General features: G+C 42.9%; 12 protein-coding genes. 10 read left to right on the forward strand and 2 right to left on the reverse strand.

The genetic code is table 11. The annotated features are described in order from the left end of the window. Positions 1-114 precede the first annotated feature (114 nt). The 4 genes from ACOOE0_RS13495 to ACOOE0_RS13510 are packed head-to-tail and all read left to right on the forward strand — an operon-like array spanning position 115 to position 5200. Positions 115-2076: a sensor histidine kinase gene (locus tag ACOOE0_RS13495; protein WP_420399427.1), complete on the forward strand. Its 1962-nt coding sequence runs from the start codon at positions 115-117 to the stop codon at positions 2074-2076. Between the two features lie 49 nt (positions 2077-2125). Further along, positions 2126-3178 (forward strand): o-succinylbenzoate synthase, encoded by a 1053-nt coding sequence (locus ACOOE0_RS13500; protein WP_420399428.1) that lies wholly within the window; start codon positions 2126-2128, stop codon positions 3176-3178. Then, positions 3169-4107, forward strand: coding sequence for a CPBP family intramembrane glutamic endopeptidase (locus ACOOE0_RS13505; RefSeq protein ID WP_420399429.1), 939 nt, complete (start codon positions 3169-3171; stop codon positions 4105-4107). The genes ACOOE0_RS13500 and ACOOE0_RS13505 overlap by 10 nt, the downstream gene beginning before the upstream one ends. Further along, entirely contained in the window at positions 4082-5200 is a 1119-nt protein-coding gene (locus ACOOE0_RS13510) for an AMP-binding protein (protein ID WP_420399430.1), read from the forward strand. The genes ACOOE0_RS13505 and ACOOE0_RS13510 overlap by 26 nt, the downstream gene beginning before the upstream one ends. Positions 5201-5274: 74 nt before the next feature. Here ACOOE0_RS13510 and ACOOE0_RS13515 read toward each other — a convergent pair whose 3' ends face one another. Beyond that, a complete protein-coding gene (locus ACOOE0_RS13515) occupies positions 5275-7251 on the reverse strand; it encodes an IPT/TIG domain-containing protein (RefSeq protein WP_420399431.1) in 1977 nt (658 codons plus the stop codon). A gap of 178 nt (positions 7252-7429) precedes the next feature. Between ACOOE0_RS13515 and ACOOE0_RS13520 the strand changes: the two genes are divergently transcribed. The 3 genes from ACOOE0_RS13520 (at position 7430) to ACOOE0_RS13530 (ending at position 12861) form a co-directional block, all read left to right on the forward strand. Then, on the forward strand, positions 7430-8788 hold the full coding sequence (locus tag ACOOE0_RS13520) for a M24 family metallopeptidase (RefSeq protein WP_420399432.1): 1359 nt from the start codon (positions 7430-7432) through the stop codon (positions 8786-8788). A gap of 100 nt (positions 8789-8888) precedes the next feature. Next, positions 8889-10676 carry a carboxypeptidase-like regulatory domain-containing protein gene (locus ACOOE0_RS13525; RefSeq protein ID WP_420399433.1) on the forward strand — a complete coding sequence of 596 codons (1788 nt, stop codon included), beginning with the start codon at positions 8889-8891 and terminating at the stop codon, positions 10674-10676. Positions 10677-10692: 16 nt separating this feature from the next. After that, on the forward strand, positions 10693-12861 hold the full coding sequence (locus ACOOE0_RS13530; protein WP_420399434.1) for a TonB-dependent receptor plug domain-containing protein: 2169 nt from the start codon (positions 10693-10695) through the stop codon (positions 12859-12861). Here ACOOE0_RS13530 and ACOOE0_RS13535 read toward each other — a convergent pair whose 3' ends face one another. Then, positions 12862-14490, reverse strand: a complete 1629-nt coding sequence (locus tag ACOOE0_RS13535; RefSeq protein WP_420399435.1) for an acyl-CoA carboxylase subunit beta — start codon at positions 14488-14490, stop codon at positions 12862-12864. Positions 14491-14554: 64 nt separating this feature from the next. On the opposite strand from ACOOE0_RS13535, the gene ACOOE0_RS13540 reads away from it, so the two are divergent. From ACOOE0_RS13540 to ettA, 3 genes are all read left to right on the forward strand, one after another. Further along, a complete protein-coding gene (locus tag ACOOE0_RS13540) occupies positions 14555-15538 on the forward strand; it encodes a Gfo/Idh/MocA family protein (RefSeq protein WP_420399436.1) in 984 nt (327 codons plus the stop codon). 72 nt (positions 15539-15610) lie between these two features. After that, positions 15611-15787, forward strand: coding sequence for a CAL67264 family membrane protein (locus ACOOE0_RS13545; protein ID WP_202619517.1), 177 nt, complete (start codon positions 15611-15613; stop codon positions 15785-15787). Between the two features lie 33 nt (positions 15788-15820). After that, positions 15821-17512, forward strand: a complete 1692-nt coding sequence (gene ettA / locus ACOOE0_RS13550; RefSeq protein WP_420399437.1) for an energy-dependent translational throttle protein EttA — start codon at positions 15821-15823, stop codon at positions 17510-17512.

A 17512-nucleotide genomic window follows, 5' to 3' on the forward strand; every position in this document is an offset into this window, starting at 1 on the left:
ATTAAGGAGGACATCATTTGAATTGGAAGCAGGAATGATGAGACGCTGACCTAGGAAACAACACAAAACAGAACGTACAAACTAAAATCTTCATAAGCACTACCCGTAAGATTAATGATGCATAACCTCAAACCATTATTTTCAGTCCTATTTTTTGTACTGCTTTTGAATGTCTCTGCACAATCCGTTGATAGTGAAGAAATCAGTGCTTTGACGGAATTCCAGAATACCAATGGTTCCCAGGACAGGTTTGATGTTTTCTTTAATGTCGTAAATCGATACAACGTTAATTCAGCCTATGATTGGTTGGATACCGTTAAAGTATATCTTTCCAATGCCCAAAAAATAAATGATAGTGCAGCTACGCAATTGTATAAGGTAATGCAGGCGCAGTTGTACAATGATTTGGGGGAGTACGATAAGAGTGTAGCACTGGCCATGGAACTCTACGCTGCAAAAGATACCATGGACGCGGGTTCCAGAAAGGTAATACTGGATGTGCTGGACAACAACTATGCGAACCTTCAACTGTATGACAAGCAGATAGAAATCCGAAAGCAAAAACGGGAGTTTGGTTATACAGACAATGTGGCTTTCTATGATATCTACAGCAACCTTGGCCTGCACCGAAAAGCAAGGAACCAATATATTATGGAGGTCAAGCCCACCATTGCCGACAATGATTCCTATGGTCTGGCCAAGTATCACAGCAAAGTGGGTAACTACCTCAGATTGGATAATTCGGCCCCAACCGCCCTTAGTGAGTTAAAAAAAGCAAAGGCTTATTTAGATGTATTCCTGAACGATATCTCCAAAGAAAAAACCGAGGAACAGCTTTTTGAAAGCGAATTGCTCAAGGCCGAAATTGAAGGTAACATAGGGAAATGCCATGTGTTGCTCAGTGAATATGAGGAAGCCATTCCGCTACTGGAAAACAGCATTGAGGTCTTGAACACCTCTTCAAGGAGTGATCATAAAAGCGAGGTAATAGAGAATACCCTCAACCTTGCCGATGCAAATTTACATTTGGAACGGTATGTGGCTGCCAAGCGGAGTCTGGATATTCAATTTGAGAATATTAGCATACTACAAAATATTAAACGCAACAGTTTGTTGGCTGCTTTTTATGACAAGGTGGAGAACTTCAGAAGTGCGGCATTGTATTACAAGCGCAACGAACGTATCAAGGATTCCCTTAACCAAAAACAATCGTCCATTATCAAACAACAGTTGGTGACCATTGTGGCCAATGAGGATTTGGAAAACTCCCAGCGTTTGATTGATGAGCAAAAGCGTATCAATGAATTGGCCCGAAGCGAGATGAAGGCCAAGGACGAGCGTATCAACCTGGTGTTTATCTCCTTGATTTTTACGCTACTGGGTTTTGCTGGGTTGGTGTATGCTTACCTAAAAAGTATCAAGAATCAACGCTTGATCGCAGAGCAAAAACACATCATTGAAAATGCCTTGGTGGAGAAGGATTCCTTATTGAAAGAAATTCACCATAGGGTAAAGAACAACCTTCAAATGGTTTCCAGCCTTTTAAGCCTTCAGACCAAAAACACCAGAAGCAAATCTGCAATTGAGGCCTTGGAAGAAGGAAAGAGTAGGGTAAAGGCCATGGCCTTGATACATCAAAAGCTCTATCAAAATGATGACCTTTCCGTTATTGAAATGCAGGGCTATATCGAAAGCTTGATCAATAGTGTACAGTCTGTTTATAAGAAAGGGGGTCATAACATCAGCATTACCATTGACGCGGAGGGCACCGAATTGGATATCGACAGGGCCATTCCATTTGGGTTGATTCTGAACGAACTCGTTTCCAACTCGTTTAAGTATGCCTTCCCGGAAAATGATGAAAATGGAAAAATCTATATCCACCTACGAAAAAATGGGGACCAAGGCTATTTTGAATATACCGACAACGGAATAGGTCTACCTGAAGATGCGGATGAACGCGCCCATTCCTCCATGGGAATCCGATTGATGAATAGATTGGTGAACCAACTCCAGTCCAAACTCAATATAGACAAGGCCACCGAGGGAGTCCGTTTTTGGTTCAACTTCAGCTAAATTATTTCCTTTCATTGCATCCTAAATTGGTTAAATTTGAAACCATCGGATGAAAGCGAGCTACTCAAAGTACATTCTACAATTTAAAATACCCAGTGGGACATCCCGAGGAGTGATGACTGAAAAGGAAACCTGGTTTCTGTGTCTTCAAGAAGGCGCTAAAAAGGGAATTGGGGAATGCGGAATCCTTAGAGGGCTAAGTGTGGATGATGTGCCGCATTACGAGCAAAAATTGGCCTGGGTCTGTGATAATATTCACCTGGGCAAAGAAAAGTTATTGGAGGAGTTGTTGGAATTCCCGTCCATCCAATTTGGATTGGAACAAGCCTTTTTGTCCTTGGAATCAGATCATCCAATGGAACTTTTCGCTTCGGATTTTGTTCAGAAAGAATCCCCTATTACCATCAATGGTTTAATTTGGATGGGCGATGAGAACTTCATGCTTTCCCAATTGGAGGAGAAACTGAGGTCTGGCTTTCATTGCATCAAAATGAAAATTGGAGCCATCGATTTTAAAAAGGAATTGACCATTTTAAAATCCATCAGAAAAGTTTTTGGCCCTGAAGAGATTGAACTTCGTGTAGATGCCAATGGCGCTTTTGAGCTGTCTGATGCTTTGGAAAAACTCAAGCGTTTGTCGGAATACCAGTTGCATTCCATTGAACAGCCCATAAAGTCCAAACAGTGGGAAGCGATGGCGAAACTTTGTGAAACAACTCCAATACCCATTGCCTTGGACGAAGAGCTGATAGGAGTTTTTGATGTAACGGAAAAGATAAAAATGCTACAAACCATTCAACCGCAATACATAATTATTAAACCCAGCTTGATAGGCGGTTTTGGAGGTGGGCAGGAATGGATAGATTTGGCGCAAAAACAAGATATAGGTTGGTGGATTACCAGCGCCTTGGAAAGCAACGTTGGACTTAACTCCATAGCGCAATGGACCTATACGTTGGGAACCAAAATGCCCCAAGGTTTGGGAACAGGTAGCTTGTTCACCAACAATATAGAGAGTCCACTGGAAGTTTCCGATGGAAAACTGTTTTACCGCTCGGACAAAAAATGGAATATGAACTTAATTGATAATTTATGTACATAGCACAAGGATATAAAGGAGATATAGGACTTTGGAAGTACCTTTTTTTACCCCTCGGTTTTATTGGATTAATGGCAGTGAATTATGTGATGACCATTAATTCTCCCATCAGTGTGGAAGATGCTATGCAGCAAATGATCAGTGAATGGGGTTCCAATTTGGTTTTGATTCTGGCCTTGGTTCCATTGGCTGTGGGCTTTTTTGTAGTATTGGGATGGACCAAATTGATTCACCAGCAATCTATTACCTCCTTGACTACCTCTCGTAAAAAGATAGATTGGAAGCGTATCTTTTTTGCTTTCGGATTATGGGGTGGGGTAACGATCTTGATTACGGCCATTGACATTTATTTTTCTCCAGATGATTATGTCCTGAATTTTGACATGGCAAAATTCCTCTCTTTGGCAGTAATTGCCATTTTACTGATTCCATTGCAGACGAGTTTTGAGGAGTATTTGTTCCGAGGACATATGATGCAGGGTTTGGGGATTGCCACAGGAAGACGATGGATTCCGTTGTTGGTTACCTCTGCGTTGTTTGGAGTGATGCATGCGGCCAATCCTGAAGTAGAAAAATTGGGAATGGGGATTATGGTGTATTACATTGGAACCGGGCTTTTCCTTGGTATTTTGACGCTTATGGATGAAGGCTTGGAATTGGCCTTGGGATTTCATGCCGCCAACAATTTGATTACCGCGCTTTTGGTAACCGCGGATTGGACGGCATTTCAAACCAATTCCATATACAAAGATATTTCTGATCCCGTTATGGGATATGATGTGCTGGTTCCCATTTTTGTGGTCTTCCCGTTGCTGTTATGGTTCTTTGGCAAAAAGTACAAATGGACCAATTGGAAGGATAAATTATTTGGTCGTGTGTTGACCAAGGAAGAATTTGTAGCTTCGAATGATGCGGAATCCCTCATGGCATAAAATACATCCTAGTTTTAAGCTTAATGGCATTCATTATGCTTCTGATGAACTGCTGGAGGTAGGCTATAGTTTGATCAAGGAAGGTGTCCCTTTTGAGAAATCCATAGGCGATTTTTTGGTGGAGTGGGGGATGGAAACTACCACAGTGGTTGTTCAAACTTCTGGTTCAACTGGAACGCCAAAAGACATTGGCTTGAAAAAGGAGCATATGGTCAACTCCGCTTTGGCTACGGGGTCGTATTTTAATCTTGAGCCTGGAAATTCCGCTCTTTTATGTTTATCCTGTTCCAGCATTGCTGGCAAGATGATGTTGGTCAGAGCCATGGTGTTGGGGCTGGAACTGGACTATGTGGAACCCTCGTCCATGCCTTTATCAGGAATCCGTAAGACCTATGATTTTTCCGCCATGGTGCCTTTACAGGTGGAAAGGTCCTTGACCCAATTGGGTCAAATCAAAACCTTGATTGTTGGTAGTGCTCCTGTTTCCTTCGGATTAAAGGAGAAACTACAAACGGTTTCCACAACCTGTTATGAAACTTACGGGATGACAGAGACCATTACCCATGTTGCCGTCAAGCAGCTCAATACCAGCTTGGATTGTCGTCCTGAACAAAGTGAAGGACCTGTTGACAAGGCTTTCACTATTCTCCCAGGAACAGCTATTTCCCAAGACTCACGAGGCTGTTTGATTATTGACGCCCCAAAAATTTCCGATAAGCCAGTTATCACCAATGACATAGTGGAACTCATCAGTGAATCGGAATTCAAATGGCTGGGACGATATGACTCCGTCATCAATTCTGGAGGGGTAAAGCTGATTCCAGAACAAATTGAACAAAAGTTAGCTCCCATAATTCCCTCACGCTTTTTTGTAGCTGGAATCCCGGATAAAACTTTGGGGCAAAAACTGGTTTTGGTGATCGAAGGGGAAGAAACGGACCGCACCGAATTACTTCGGCAAATAAAATCGCTAAATGATTTAGACAAGTATGAAGTACCTAAAGAAATCTTTTTCGTTTCAACTTTTGTGGAAACAGCCAGTGGAAAACCGCAACGTACTGCCACCCTTAAAAGAATGGGAAAAACAAAATAAAAAGTGTTACAGCATTGTGCAACGCCTTACTAATTTTGACCTAGGCCTTGAGCTTATTTGCCGAAACCTTCCGCTTAGTAAAAATATACGGAACCACTGTCCTCACCGTTATCTGCGTCTAGAGCGGACCCCACACAGATATAATTTCCATTGATACTTACTGAGGTGCCAAACTCATCACCGGCAGCGCCATCCGCAGCTAATAGCTTCTGCTGCTCCGTCCATATACCTCCAATGTTTTCGAAGACATAAGCGGAACCACTGTTAGCCCCATCATCATCATTTCCATATGATCCAACAACTGCATAGTTACCAGAGATCGAGACCGATACACCAAAAAAATCTCCACCTTCAGCATCACTTGCTATTAATTTGGTTTGTTGTTCCCATATTTCACTATTTATTTGGAACACGAATGCAGAACCACTACTCGAGCCATGCTCATCACTCAACCTTGCTCCGACAATTATAAAGCTTCCACTAATATCGACTGACTTTCCAAAATTATCATTGGCCAATGAAGGACTTAATTTTTGTTTTTGATTCCAAGCACCTGATTCTAGTTTAAAAATATATGCAGCCCCGCTATTCGTTCCTCCATTTCCGTCGTGCCAGTGGGCACCAACAACCGCATAATCAGTATCAATGGAAACAGATCTGCCAAAATATTCATCGGATTTGGTATCTATACCATTCAACTTTTGAATTTGACTCCATGTTTCTTCATTTTTTTCAAAAATGTAAGCAGAACCACTCTCGCTACCTAGGTCGTCATCTCCGGTGGCGCCAACAATGGCTTTGTCACCAGATATCCCAACAGATATCCCAAAATAATCTTGATTCGCTGGGTCATCGGCGTTTATTTTCTGTATCTGATTCCAGACATCACCTTCACTTTTCTTAAAGATATATGCGGCCCCGGCCTCTGCCTTTGAATTGGTGTCATTTAGATAGGCACCTATAATGATATAATTGTCATCGATATCTACATCCACCCCAAACCTATCTTCAGATTGATTGCCTGTTAACTTTTGCACTTCACTCCAATGAACACCGCTCCTTTTATAGATGTAGGCCGCATTATTCTTTAGGGCTCCTATTACTGCATAATCTCCATCCATAGCAACCGAATATCCAAACTCATCATCTATACCACCATCTCCAGCCAATACTTTTGCCAATTGTTCTTCAAAACCAGCAGGTATCAGTGTAAAATCCTCTGTGCTCGTTCCAACATTTCCTTGAATGGAAACACTTATAGGACCAGTGCTGGTGTTTTCTGGGACCTCTACTACCAATTCGGTTTCGCTGGCGCTGATCACCGTGGCAGTAACATCCTCAGGGAAAGTCACAATATTATCTTCCAAGGTGGTGCTAAAATGTTCTCCGGTTATGGTTATCTGGTCACCCGGTTTCCCTGCATTTTGGTCAAAACCGCTTATGGTAGGTGGAGGTATTACGGTAAAGTCTTCTATACTTTCCGCATTTTGCTGCCCAACGGTAACCAATATTTTTCCAGTTTCTGCTCCTTGGGGAACACTTACCACCAATTGGTCTTCGTCTAAGCTGCTTATAGTGGCCAAATCATCTCCAAATCGCACTTCGTTTTCAGCAACGGTCTCTCCAAAATTTTCACCAACTATGGTAACTTCAGTACCAACTCGCCCACTTGCAGGGGTAAAACTTGTAATGGAAACGGATGGGGAGGCGATGGGAACAACCGTAAAATTGGAACTGCTGGTTGCCATTTGTTCTCCTACACGTACAGTTATCTTGCCCGTTTCGGTTCCCTCGGGGACTTCCGCTTTAATTTGCTTGTTGTTGGCAAAGTTGATGGTAGCCGTCACACTGCCAAATTTTACTTGATTGTCGGCAATTTTGGCTCCAAAATTTTCACCTGTTATGGTGACTGCCGTCCCCACAGTGCCCGAGGTAGGACTGAACGTAGTAATTTCAGGGACAGGTAATTCATCTTTGTCCTTTTTACAGGAAATAATTGAAATGATGCAAAATAACGTCAAGACAAGAAGTTTTTTTGTGGAAGAATTCATGGTTATCAAAATTTTGAAACCAAGGAAGGCATCTATTATCTATTTGTAGGGCACCAATTGATGGATACCCGTTTTGAATTGACGGATGGGTATTTTCAATTAATTGCTACTTGTGGGGTAAATGAATAAATGGGGTAGTTCCCTAAGTTTCGTAAATTGATGGAATCAAATTCCAATCATGAAAAAACACACCTTCCTCATTAATTTTTTACCCCTTCTTCTTTTACCCTTCACACTAAATTCCCAACAAATCCTTCCCGAACAGGAAAGAGCAAGGGTAGTGGATGAAATTCTGGAAGAGCGTTTCAATACCTTGCTTCCCACCTTAATGGATCAAACAGGACTGGATATGTGGATTCTGATTTCCCGAGAGTATAATGAAGACCCTGTTCTCAAAACCATGCTGCCCGCCACTTGGCTCAATGCCAGAAGGAGAACCATCCTGCTATTTTATCGAGATAAAGCAAATGACACCATAGATAAACTAGCAGTGGCACGGTACAATGTGGGTAAGAGCATCCAATCCGCTTGGGACAAGGAAAAGGAACCCAACCAGTGGAAACGTCTGATTCAACTCATTGAAGAGCGTAATCCGAAAAGTATTGGGCTTAATTTTTCCAAGGATCACAACATAGCGGATGGATTGGACAAGACGGACTATGATGAATTTATGGCCAACCTTCCCAAAAAGTTTCATTCTCGGGTTACATCGGCAGAACAGTTGGCGGTTCGTTGGATAGAAACCAGAACCCCAAGGGAAATGGTCATTTACAACCAATTGGTGGATATTACGCATGATATTATAGCAGAGGCATTTTCCGAAAAAGTGATTACGCCCGGAATAACCACCACCACGGAGGTAGAGTGGTGGATGCGCCAAAAAGTGACCGATTTAGGGCTTGAAACTTGGTTTCATCCCACAGTGGATGTTCAGCGCACTAGCGAGGAATTGGTAAGCCATTTGTACTCCTTTTCCGGGCGACCTGACGATTTGGTCATACAGCCTGGGGATTTATTGCATTGCGATTTTGGAATCACCTATTTGCGCTTGAATACCGATTGCCAAGAACTGGCCTATGTACTTAAACCCAACGAGGCTACTGCCCCTTCCTTCTTGGTGAATGCACTTTATGATGGAAACCGTGTACAGGATTTTCTCACAGAAAACATGATTAAGGGCAGGACGGGCAACGAAATTTTGGCCAAAGCCTTAAGCGATGCCAAAGCTACCGGACTTCGGCCTGCTATTTATACCCATCCTCTAGGATCCTATGGACATTCAGCAGGAACCACTATTGGAATGTGGGATGCCCAAGGTGGGGTCATGAAGGATGATGGGGATAATTATCCCCTTAATCCCAACACCGTTTACGCCATCGAGCTAAATACTACCGTGAACATCCCTGAATGGAAACGGGATATTCGGGTGATGTTGGAAGAAGCAGGGTTTTATGGAGAAGATGGATTCAGGTATGTAAATGGGAGACAAACCGAGTTGCTCCTAATTCCCCGAGTAAAGGAACATCAGGGGAATTAATACCCAAAATAGCCGATGGTGTAGGTCAATTGTTGGTTCAACTGGCATCGAAGCAATAAAATTGCTAATTTGTATAGCGTCAATCATAAAGAACTGCAAAATGGTAAAATCAAAAATAGTTGTACTCGCAATTAGCTTGGTGTTCGCACAAGTATCCTTGGGGCAGGTAAAAAATGTTCAGGGCAGTGTTACCGATGGTAAAGAACTTCTAGAAAACGTCACCGTTAGTGTCAAGGACACCGATATTGGTGTAAAAACGGATAGTCAGGGTAAATATCAGATTGAAGTGCAGGAAGGGGAAACCCTGACCTTTAGCTTTATGGGAAAGAAAACGGTTGAGATTGTAGTAGAGGATGTAACCGAGTTCTTAAATGTTTCCCTTAAAAGTTGGGTTGAGGAACTTGACGAGGTGGTGGTGTCCAAGCGAAGAAAAAAATCGCAACAAGAACTTTTTCAGGAGTATAACACCAATAAGGATATAATAAAGACCTCTTTTGGCATACTGGACAAGGAGAGTTTGGGTCATTCCTTAAAAATTATTGATGGGGACGACCTTAGTCCTGCGGGTCAGGATTTTGTGGACGCCCTGGAATCTTGGATACCGGCTTCAGTGGTATTTAGACCAAGTGCATTCCGTATTGCAGCCCAAGGGTCTTTGACTCAATTACGAAAGCAGGGAAGGCCTACGGACCTTACCGCTCCTGTTTTGTATCTACCACGGGCGCTGAGGCATCCCAAACCCCTTCCCGCACTATACGAAATAGATGGGGTGGTGACTACCGTTCCCCCTACTTTTTTGCATACTTCGGAAATAGAACGAATCGCCGTATTGGAATCCTTGACAGGTCTAGCCAAATATGGTACTATGGGAGCAGGAGGTGTGGTCATAATCAATACCAAAACAGGTAACTTCAGCCCTAACAGGACTCCCGAGAGAGAGCCTCTGAACCCAGCTTTACTTCGGGACAATTATTTTGAGGACAAGGATGTGGTGCTGGAATCCAGTCTGGAAACTCCTATTTATTTAGAGAAGATTGCTGGGGCCAAGAATCAAAAAGGAGCAAGGGACAGTTATGAAGACATGGAAAAAATGTATGCCAATTCGCCTTATTTTTATTTGGATTGCTTCACCTATTTTTCGGAGCGGATAGGGGATGACAAGTTTGCACTTCGGATGGTAGAGACATTGGAGGAGCGTTTTGGTACAGACCCTACAGTGCTAAAGGCCTTGGCCTACAAATTGGAAGCCCAGGGTATGCATCAAAAAGCCCATGAAATCTATATAAAGGTTTTTAAACTTCGACCAGGTTACGTACAGTCTTATAAAAATTTGGCCTATAGCTTTAAGAGCATTGGCGAAGTGGAAAAATCGGCTGCCTTATATGCTAGATACAATTACCTGATTGGAGAGGATATTTTGGGGGAATCCAAGGAATTTGAATCCGTCATGGACAAGGATTTCAGTAACCTGCTTGTTCTCAATGGGTCAAAATTATCCAAGTTGGTCGGGAAGGGCATTGGCAACTCTGACAATTTTGATGGTACCCGATTGGTTTTTGAATGGAATGATGGGGAAGCGGAATTTGAAATTCAGTTTGTGGATCCCAACGGACAGTACTTTACCTGGGCCCATTCCCTGGATGCAGACCCAAATCGAATTACAAAGGAGAAACAAGTAGGCTTTTCCAGTGAGGAATACCTGATTTACAAACCGCTTAATGGAACTTGGAAGGTGAATATTAAATATTTGGGCAACAAACAACTTACCCCTGCGTATTTGAAAACTACTGTGTATCATAATTTCAATACGAAAAATCAAACCAAGGAAATCAAAGTTTTTAAGCTACGGGCAAGAGATGTAAATCAGCAATTGTTTGCGCTTAATTAAAATTCGTTGATTCAATATGAAGACTACACCGATTTGGACCTTCTTGTTATGTTTTATGTTTACCGTAGGCTTAACGGCCCAAGAAGTTAAGAATGTTACCATATGCTGGGATGTTTCGCATTCCATGCAGGACAGGGATTTGGAAAAGGAGTTTTACTTTTTGGATGCCTATTTCAAGACCGTTCAGAATGCAGCTGTTACCCTGTTGCCTTTTAGTAATGAAATTGTTTCCAAGAATCAATTCACGGTTAAGAATGCAGACTGGTCGGCGGTAAAAGATAAGCTCCAAACTTTCAAGTATGATGGAGCGACTTCCTATGCCTCCTTGGGCGATTATGCGGGAAGCGGCGATGTCTTGTTATTTACAGATGGAAAACAAAACCTGGATTCCTCTTCACCTAGTTTTGAAGGCGAACTTTATATTGTCAATAGCAAAAAGGATTTTGATAGGGCCAGTCTTAATTTGCTATCCATCGTAAACAATGGTAATCTGATCAATCTAACCGAAAAGAAGGCCAATACGGATACTGATATGGATGAGGTAACTTATTCCGGGACCGTTTATGGTGGAGCGGCTGGTTTGGCTTCTGTGGATGTGTACATTAAAGAAGAACCTGCTAATAAGGTTAGCACGGATAACCAAGGTTCATTTCAAATTGATGCACCAGCGGGAAGCACACTGGTCATAGCCTATGGAAACCGAGTCACAGAGCACGTTTTGGATGAGGTCAAAAACTTGGATTTTTCCATTAGCGATGGGGAAATTCAACTTCAGGAAGTGGTGGTGACCGAGGAAGTTGGGGGTGAAGAACCAGAGGAAATTACAACAGGCTACGGGAAAGAAAACAAAGACAAAATTGGTTATGCAGTGCAGTCAATAAAGGAAGATGCCATTCCTGATGCCGCCACTACCGCCAATACAGCGGTACAAGGAAAATTCTCTGGTGTTAGTCTGGGTCAAAATGATGATTTGAGCCAAACTAAAATGCGACCCAGCAATTCCATTCTGGGCAACAATTATAGCTTGATTGTTATTGATGGAGTACCCATGGAACGCTCCAATTCTTTTACTGGCGACGTCGCAGGTACTGGTTTTATTGATCCTCGCAATATTGCAGAGGTCACCGTATTAAAGGGATTGGCAGCCACTAATCGATATGGTAGCATGGGGGCCAATGGGGTTCTCCTGATCACTACTAAAACAGCAGTTGTGGACGGCCCAAGGGGACAGAAAAAAGATTTGGCCCGATTGACCAACAACGTATATGACGGGAAGTTAAAGGTGAACAAAAAAAGCTTGGTAACACCTTATCTTAAGGAGTTAAAAAATGGAAAAAGTGTACAGGAAGCATATGATTTATATCTCAATCAAAGAACAAAATATTGGGATACTCCTGAATATCTTGTGGACGTGGCTTCCTTCTTTTATAACTCCGACAAGGGCTTGGGCAACCGCATATTGTCCAACACTTTGGAAAAACCAACCCCCGGTTATGAGGAATTAAGGGGAACCTATTTAAAATCCATGGAAATTGGGAACCACGAATTGGCTCTGGTGGCAGCCAACAAAATGATTACAGATTTCCCAAATAAGATTCAACCTTATCTGGATGTGGCCAAAGCGCAGGAAAAGTTGGGGAACCATCAAATGGCCTCCAACCTTTACAATGCTATTTTGGATGGAAGTGCCAATCCCAAAGTAAATTTTTTAGGCTTGGAAAAACTGGTGGGTGCAGATTTAAGGAACTTGGTCAATCAGGAACGAAAACACTTGGATATATCCAAGGTGTCCTCATCATATCGAAACAATCTCACGTACAATGCCCGACTGGTCTTGGAATGGAACAATACCGATGCTGAATTTGTGGTGCAATTTGTAAACCCTCAAAAGCGCTTTTTTAACTGGGAGCATACCGTGGCTGCGGATAGAAAAAGAATAATGGATGAAATTCAACATGGTTTTGGCAGCGAACAATTTGAAATTGTGGGGCCAGAAACCGTGGGAGATTGGATTTTAAATGTCACCTACATGGGCAATAGAACTTCTGGCAACACGACACCAACTTTTTTAAAGTGCACGGTGCAATACAATTTTGGTAAAGCCAATCAGTACAGTGAGGAATTCCTGGTACGACTTCAGGACAATGGAGATGAGCAACAATTGGCCAAATTCGCAGTCCAATAACTAGACCTGCAATACCCCCATATTGAATTTTTTATCTGTGGGGCTGTGATTGGCGGCCTCAATTCCCATTGAAATCCATTTTCGGGTCTCCAAAGGATTGATAATGGCATCTGTCCACAGCCTAGCTGCTGCATAATAGGGGGATATTTGGTTGTCATAGCGTTTTTTAATGTTGTCGAACAGTGCCTTTTCTTTTTTGGCATCCAAGGTTTCCCCATTTTTCTCCAAAGAAGCCTTTTCTATCTGTAAAAGCACTTTAGCAGCAGAATTCCCGCTCATCACTGCCAATTCTGCACTGGGCCATGCCACAATCAGTCTTGGGTCATACGCCTTCCCGCACATGGCATAATTCCCGGCCCCGTAGCTATTACCAATGACCACGGTAAATTTGGGAACTACGGAATTGCTAACAGCATTCACCATTTTTGCGCCATCCTTGATAATGCCCCCATGTTCACTTTTACTCCCCACCATAAATCCGGTGACATCTTGTAAAAAGACCAACGGGATTTTCTTTTGGTTGCAATTGGCGATGAATCGGGTAGCCTTATCAGCCGAATCGGAATAGATAACTCCACCAAATTGCATTTCGCCTTTTTTGGTCTTGACCACTTTCCGTTGGTTGGCCACAATTCCAACAGCCCAGCCATCTATTCGGGCATAGCCGGTAAGCAAGGTTTTACCATAGCCTTCCTTGTACTGCTCAAATTCTGAATTGTCCACCAAACGCTTGATGATTTCAAGCATATCGTATTGATCACTTCGGGATTTGGGAAGGATGCCATAAATGTCCTCTTCTTTTTCTGTAGGACTTTGAGCCTCAGTTCGATTATAGCCCGCTTTTTCAAACATGCCAATTTTGCCAACTATATTCCTGATTTTGTCCAAGGCATCCTTATCATCCTTGGCTTTGTAATCCGTCACTCCACTGATTTCCGAATGGGTAGTGGCACCGCCTAGAGTCTCATTGTCTATGCTTTCGCCAATAGCGGCCTTTACCAAATAACTTCCCGCAAGGAAAATACTTCCGGTTTTGTCCACGATCATGGCTTCGTCGCTCATTATGGGCAAGTAGGCACCTCCAGCCACACAACTTCCCATGACGGCAGAGATTTGGGTAATTCCCATACCGCTCATGACCGCGTTGTTTCTAAAAATCCGTCCAAAATGTTCCTTATCCGGGAATATCTCATCTTGCATGGGCAAATACACCCCGGCACTGTCCACCAGGTATATGATAGGTAGTTTGTTTTCAATGGAAATCTCTTGGGCCCTGAGATTTTTCTTTCCTGTTATAGGGAACCAAGCGCCCGCTTTTACCGTTGCATCGTTGGCCACCACTACGCATTGTTTCCCTTGGATATACCCAATCTTGACCACCACACCTGCACTAGGGCATCCACCGTGCTCCTCGTACATGCCCTCTCCGGCAAACGCTCCAATTTCTAGCTGTTCGGAATCTGCATCCAACAGATAATCAATGCGTTCCCGTGCTGTCATTTTTCCTTTGGCATGGTGCTTTTCAATTCTTTTCTTGCCACCACCAAGCTTTGTTTGGGCCAATTTGTTACGGAGTTCGGAAAGTTTAAGCTTATTGTGATCTTCGTTTTTATTGAAGTTTATATCCATAATTTCAATATGATTTCATCGTCCCGCTAAAGATAAGGAGTTATAATCATTACTTTTGATCTCTATGGAATCAAAGATAAAGTGGGGCATTATTGGCCCAGGAAACATTGCCAGAAAATTTGCGTCGGATTTACTTTTGGTTGAAGATGCTGAGATAAGTTCAGTAGCTTCAAGAAGCCGTGAAAAGGCGGAAAAATTTGCAACTGAGTTTAATGCGGAACACGTCTTTGATAGTTACGAAGCACTGTTTGCCTCCAAAACTGTGGACATTGTTTATATAGCCACACCGCATAACTTCCATAAAGATTTGTCCATTCAAGCCATGCGCCATGGTTTGGCTGTGCTCTGCGAAAAGCCAGCTGGAATCAATCAAGGAGAGGTTCGGGAAATGATACAAGTGGCACAGGAGAATCAAGTCTTTTTTATGGAAGGATTGTGGTCACGTTTTAACCCTTCCATCCAAAAGGTAAAACAACTGGTGGATGAAGGTAGTATTGGGGAACTGGGCTATCTGCATGCAGATTTTGCCTTTTACGGCTTGGATCGCGATGTTGATTCTCGGGTATTGAACCCAAACTTGGCATCCGGTTCTTTATTGGATATTGGAATTTATCCCATTTTTTTAGCCTTTCTCCTCATGGGTAAACCTGATGAAATTCATGCAGTTTCCAATTTTCATCCGAATGGAACCGAAGTGCAGACTTCGATGATTTTTCATTATCCCAAAAGTCAAGCTGTGCTGTACAGTGGAATTAGCAGTAATTCTAAAATGGAGGCGGAGATATCGGGAAGTGAAGGAACCTTGTTTCTTCAGCCAAGGTGGCATGAGGCTTCTGCCTACACTATTGATAAAAAAGGAGTGCAGGAAACCGTAGAACTTCCTATCCAGGGCATTGGATTTGTTTATGAAATTGAGCACGTACATCATTGCCTGCGTAAACAATTATTGGAGAGTCCTTTATGGTCGCACCAGCACAGTATGGACTTGGTGGAGCTAATGGATACCATCAGACAAAAGGCGGGGATCAAGTTTCCTTTTGAGGGTTAAACTTGCCCCTGTCATTTTGGGTTCTTACATTTTTTACGATATTTGATTTTCTACTGAACTAATGATATGGGAATGAACAAAAATACGGTGCTGGCCTGGGCCACATGGATTATGATCTTGGTAGGTTTGGGTATGATCGCACTTGGGGCTTTTAAATATGATGAGGTAGCGGGTTACGGATTTGCTTCCGTTGGCATAGGATTCTTTGCTATTGCATGGGTCTTTAACGCGCTCAAAGGCCGAGTTTAATTTCCTTTTTTACATAATTCTAATAACAACCTAATGTCAGACGATAAGAAGGTCATTTTTTCAATGTCCGGGGTGACCAAGACTTTTAAAACGGCCAATACCCCAGTTTTAAAGAACATATATCTCAGCTTTTTTTACGGCGCCAAGATTGGAATCTTAGGACTTAATGGTTCGGGAAAATCCACTTTGCTGAAAATCATAGCTGGGGTGGACAAGAATTACCAAGGCGATGTGGTATTCTCTCCGGGATATACGGTAGGGTACTTGGAACAAGAACCGCAACTGGATGAGGAGAAGACCGTTCTTGAAGTCGTGAAAGAGGGAGTGGCCGAAACGGTTGCCATATTGGACGAGTACAACAAGGTCAACGATATGTTTGCGTTACCTGAAGTCTACGAAGATGCGGACAAGATGCAAAAGTTGATGGACAAACAGGCTGCCCTCCAAGATAAAATTGATGCTTCCAACGCTTGGGAACTGGACACCAAACTGGAAATAGCCATGGACGCATTGCGTACTCCTGAATCGGACAAAAAGATTGGGGTACTTTCCGGTGGGGAGCGCAGAAGGGTTGCTCTTTGCCGATTGTTGTTGCAAGAACCGGATGTATTGCTATTGGATGAGCCTACCAACCACTTGGACGCAGAATCGGTCCATTGGTTGGAACACCATTTGGCCCAATACAAGGGAACCGTTATAGCGGTGACCCACGACCGTTATTTCTTGGATAATGTTGCAGGCTGGATTTTGGAATTGGATAGGGGAGAAGGCATCCCATGGAAAGGAAACTATTCCGGTTGGTTGGATCAAAAGGCGAAGCGTCTGGCCCAAGAGAGCAAGCAGGCGTCCAAACGTCAAAAAACCTTGGAGCGCGAATTGGATTGGGTACGCCAGGGAGCCAAAGGAAGGCAAACCAAGCAAAAGGCCCGTCTAAAGAACTACGACAAGCTTTTAAGTCAAGATCAAAAACAACTGGAAGAAAAATTGGAGATCTATATTCCCAATGGGCCAAGGTTGGGTACCAATGTTATTGAGGCCCAAGGGGTAAGCAAAGCTTACGGCGATAAACTTCTGTACGAAGATTTGAATTTCAATTTGCCCCAGGCTGGAATTGTAGGTATCATTGGCCCAAATGGGGCTGGTAAGACCACCATTTTTAGAATGATCATGGGCGAAGAAAATCCGGATAAGGGTGAATTTTCAGTAGGTGATACGGCCAAACTGGCCTATGTGGATCAAAGCCATTCCAATATTGACCCCAACAAGACCATTTGGGAAAATTTCAGTGATGGACAAGAATTGGTGATGATGGGAGGGAAGCAAGTCAATTCCCGAGCTTATTTAAGCCGATTTAATTTTTCAGGGAGCGAACAGAACAAAAAAGTCAACATGCTTTCCGGTGGGGAACGCAACAGACTTCATTTGGCAATGACCCTCAAGGAAGAAGGAAACGTATTGTTGTTGGATGAGCCTACCAACGATTTGGACGTTAACACATTAAGGGCTTTGGAAGAAGGATTGGAAAATTTTGCAGGCTGTGCAGTGATTATTTCCCACGATAGATGGTTCCTGGATAGAATCTGTACGCATATCCTTGCCTTTGAAGGGGATTCCCAAGTGTATTTCTTTGAAGGTTCCTTCTCTGATTACGAGGAGAACAAAAAGAAACGCCTGGGCGCGGATATCATGCCCAAGCGTATCAAATACAAAAAGCTGATTCGCTAG

This window comes from Flagellimonas sp. (assembly GCF_965215805.1).
In the GTDB taxonomy this organism is placed as follows: Bacteria; Bacteroidota; Bacteroidia; order Flavobacteriales; family Flavobacteriaceae; genus Flagellimonas.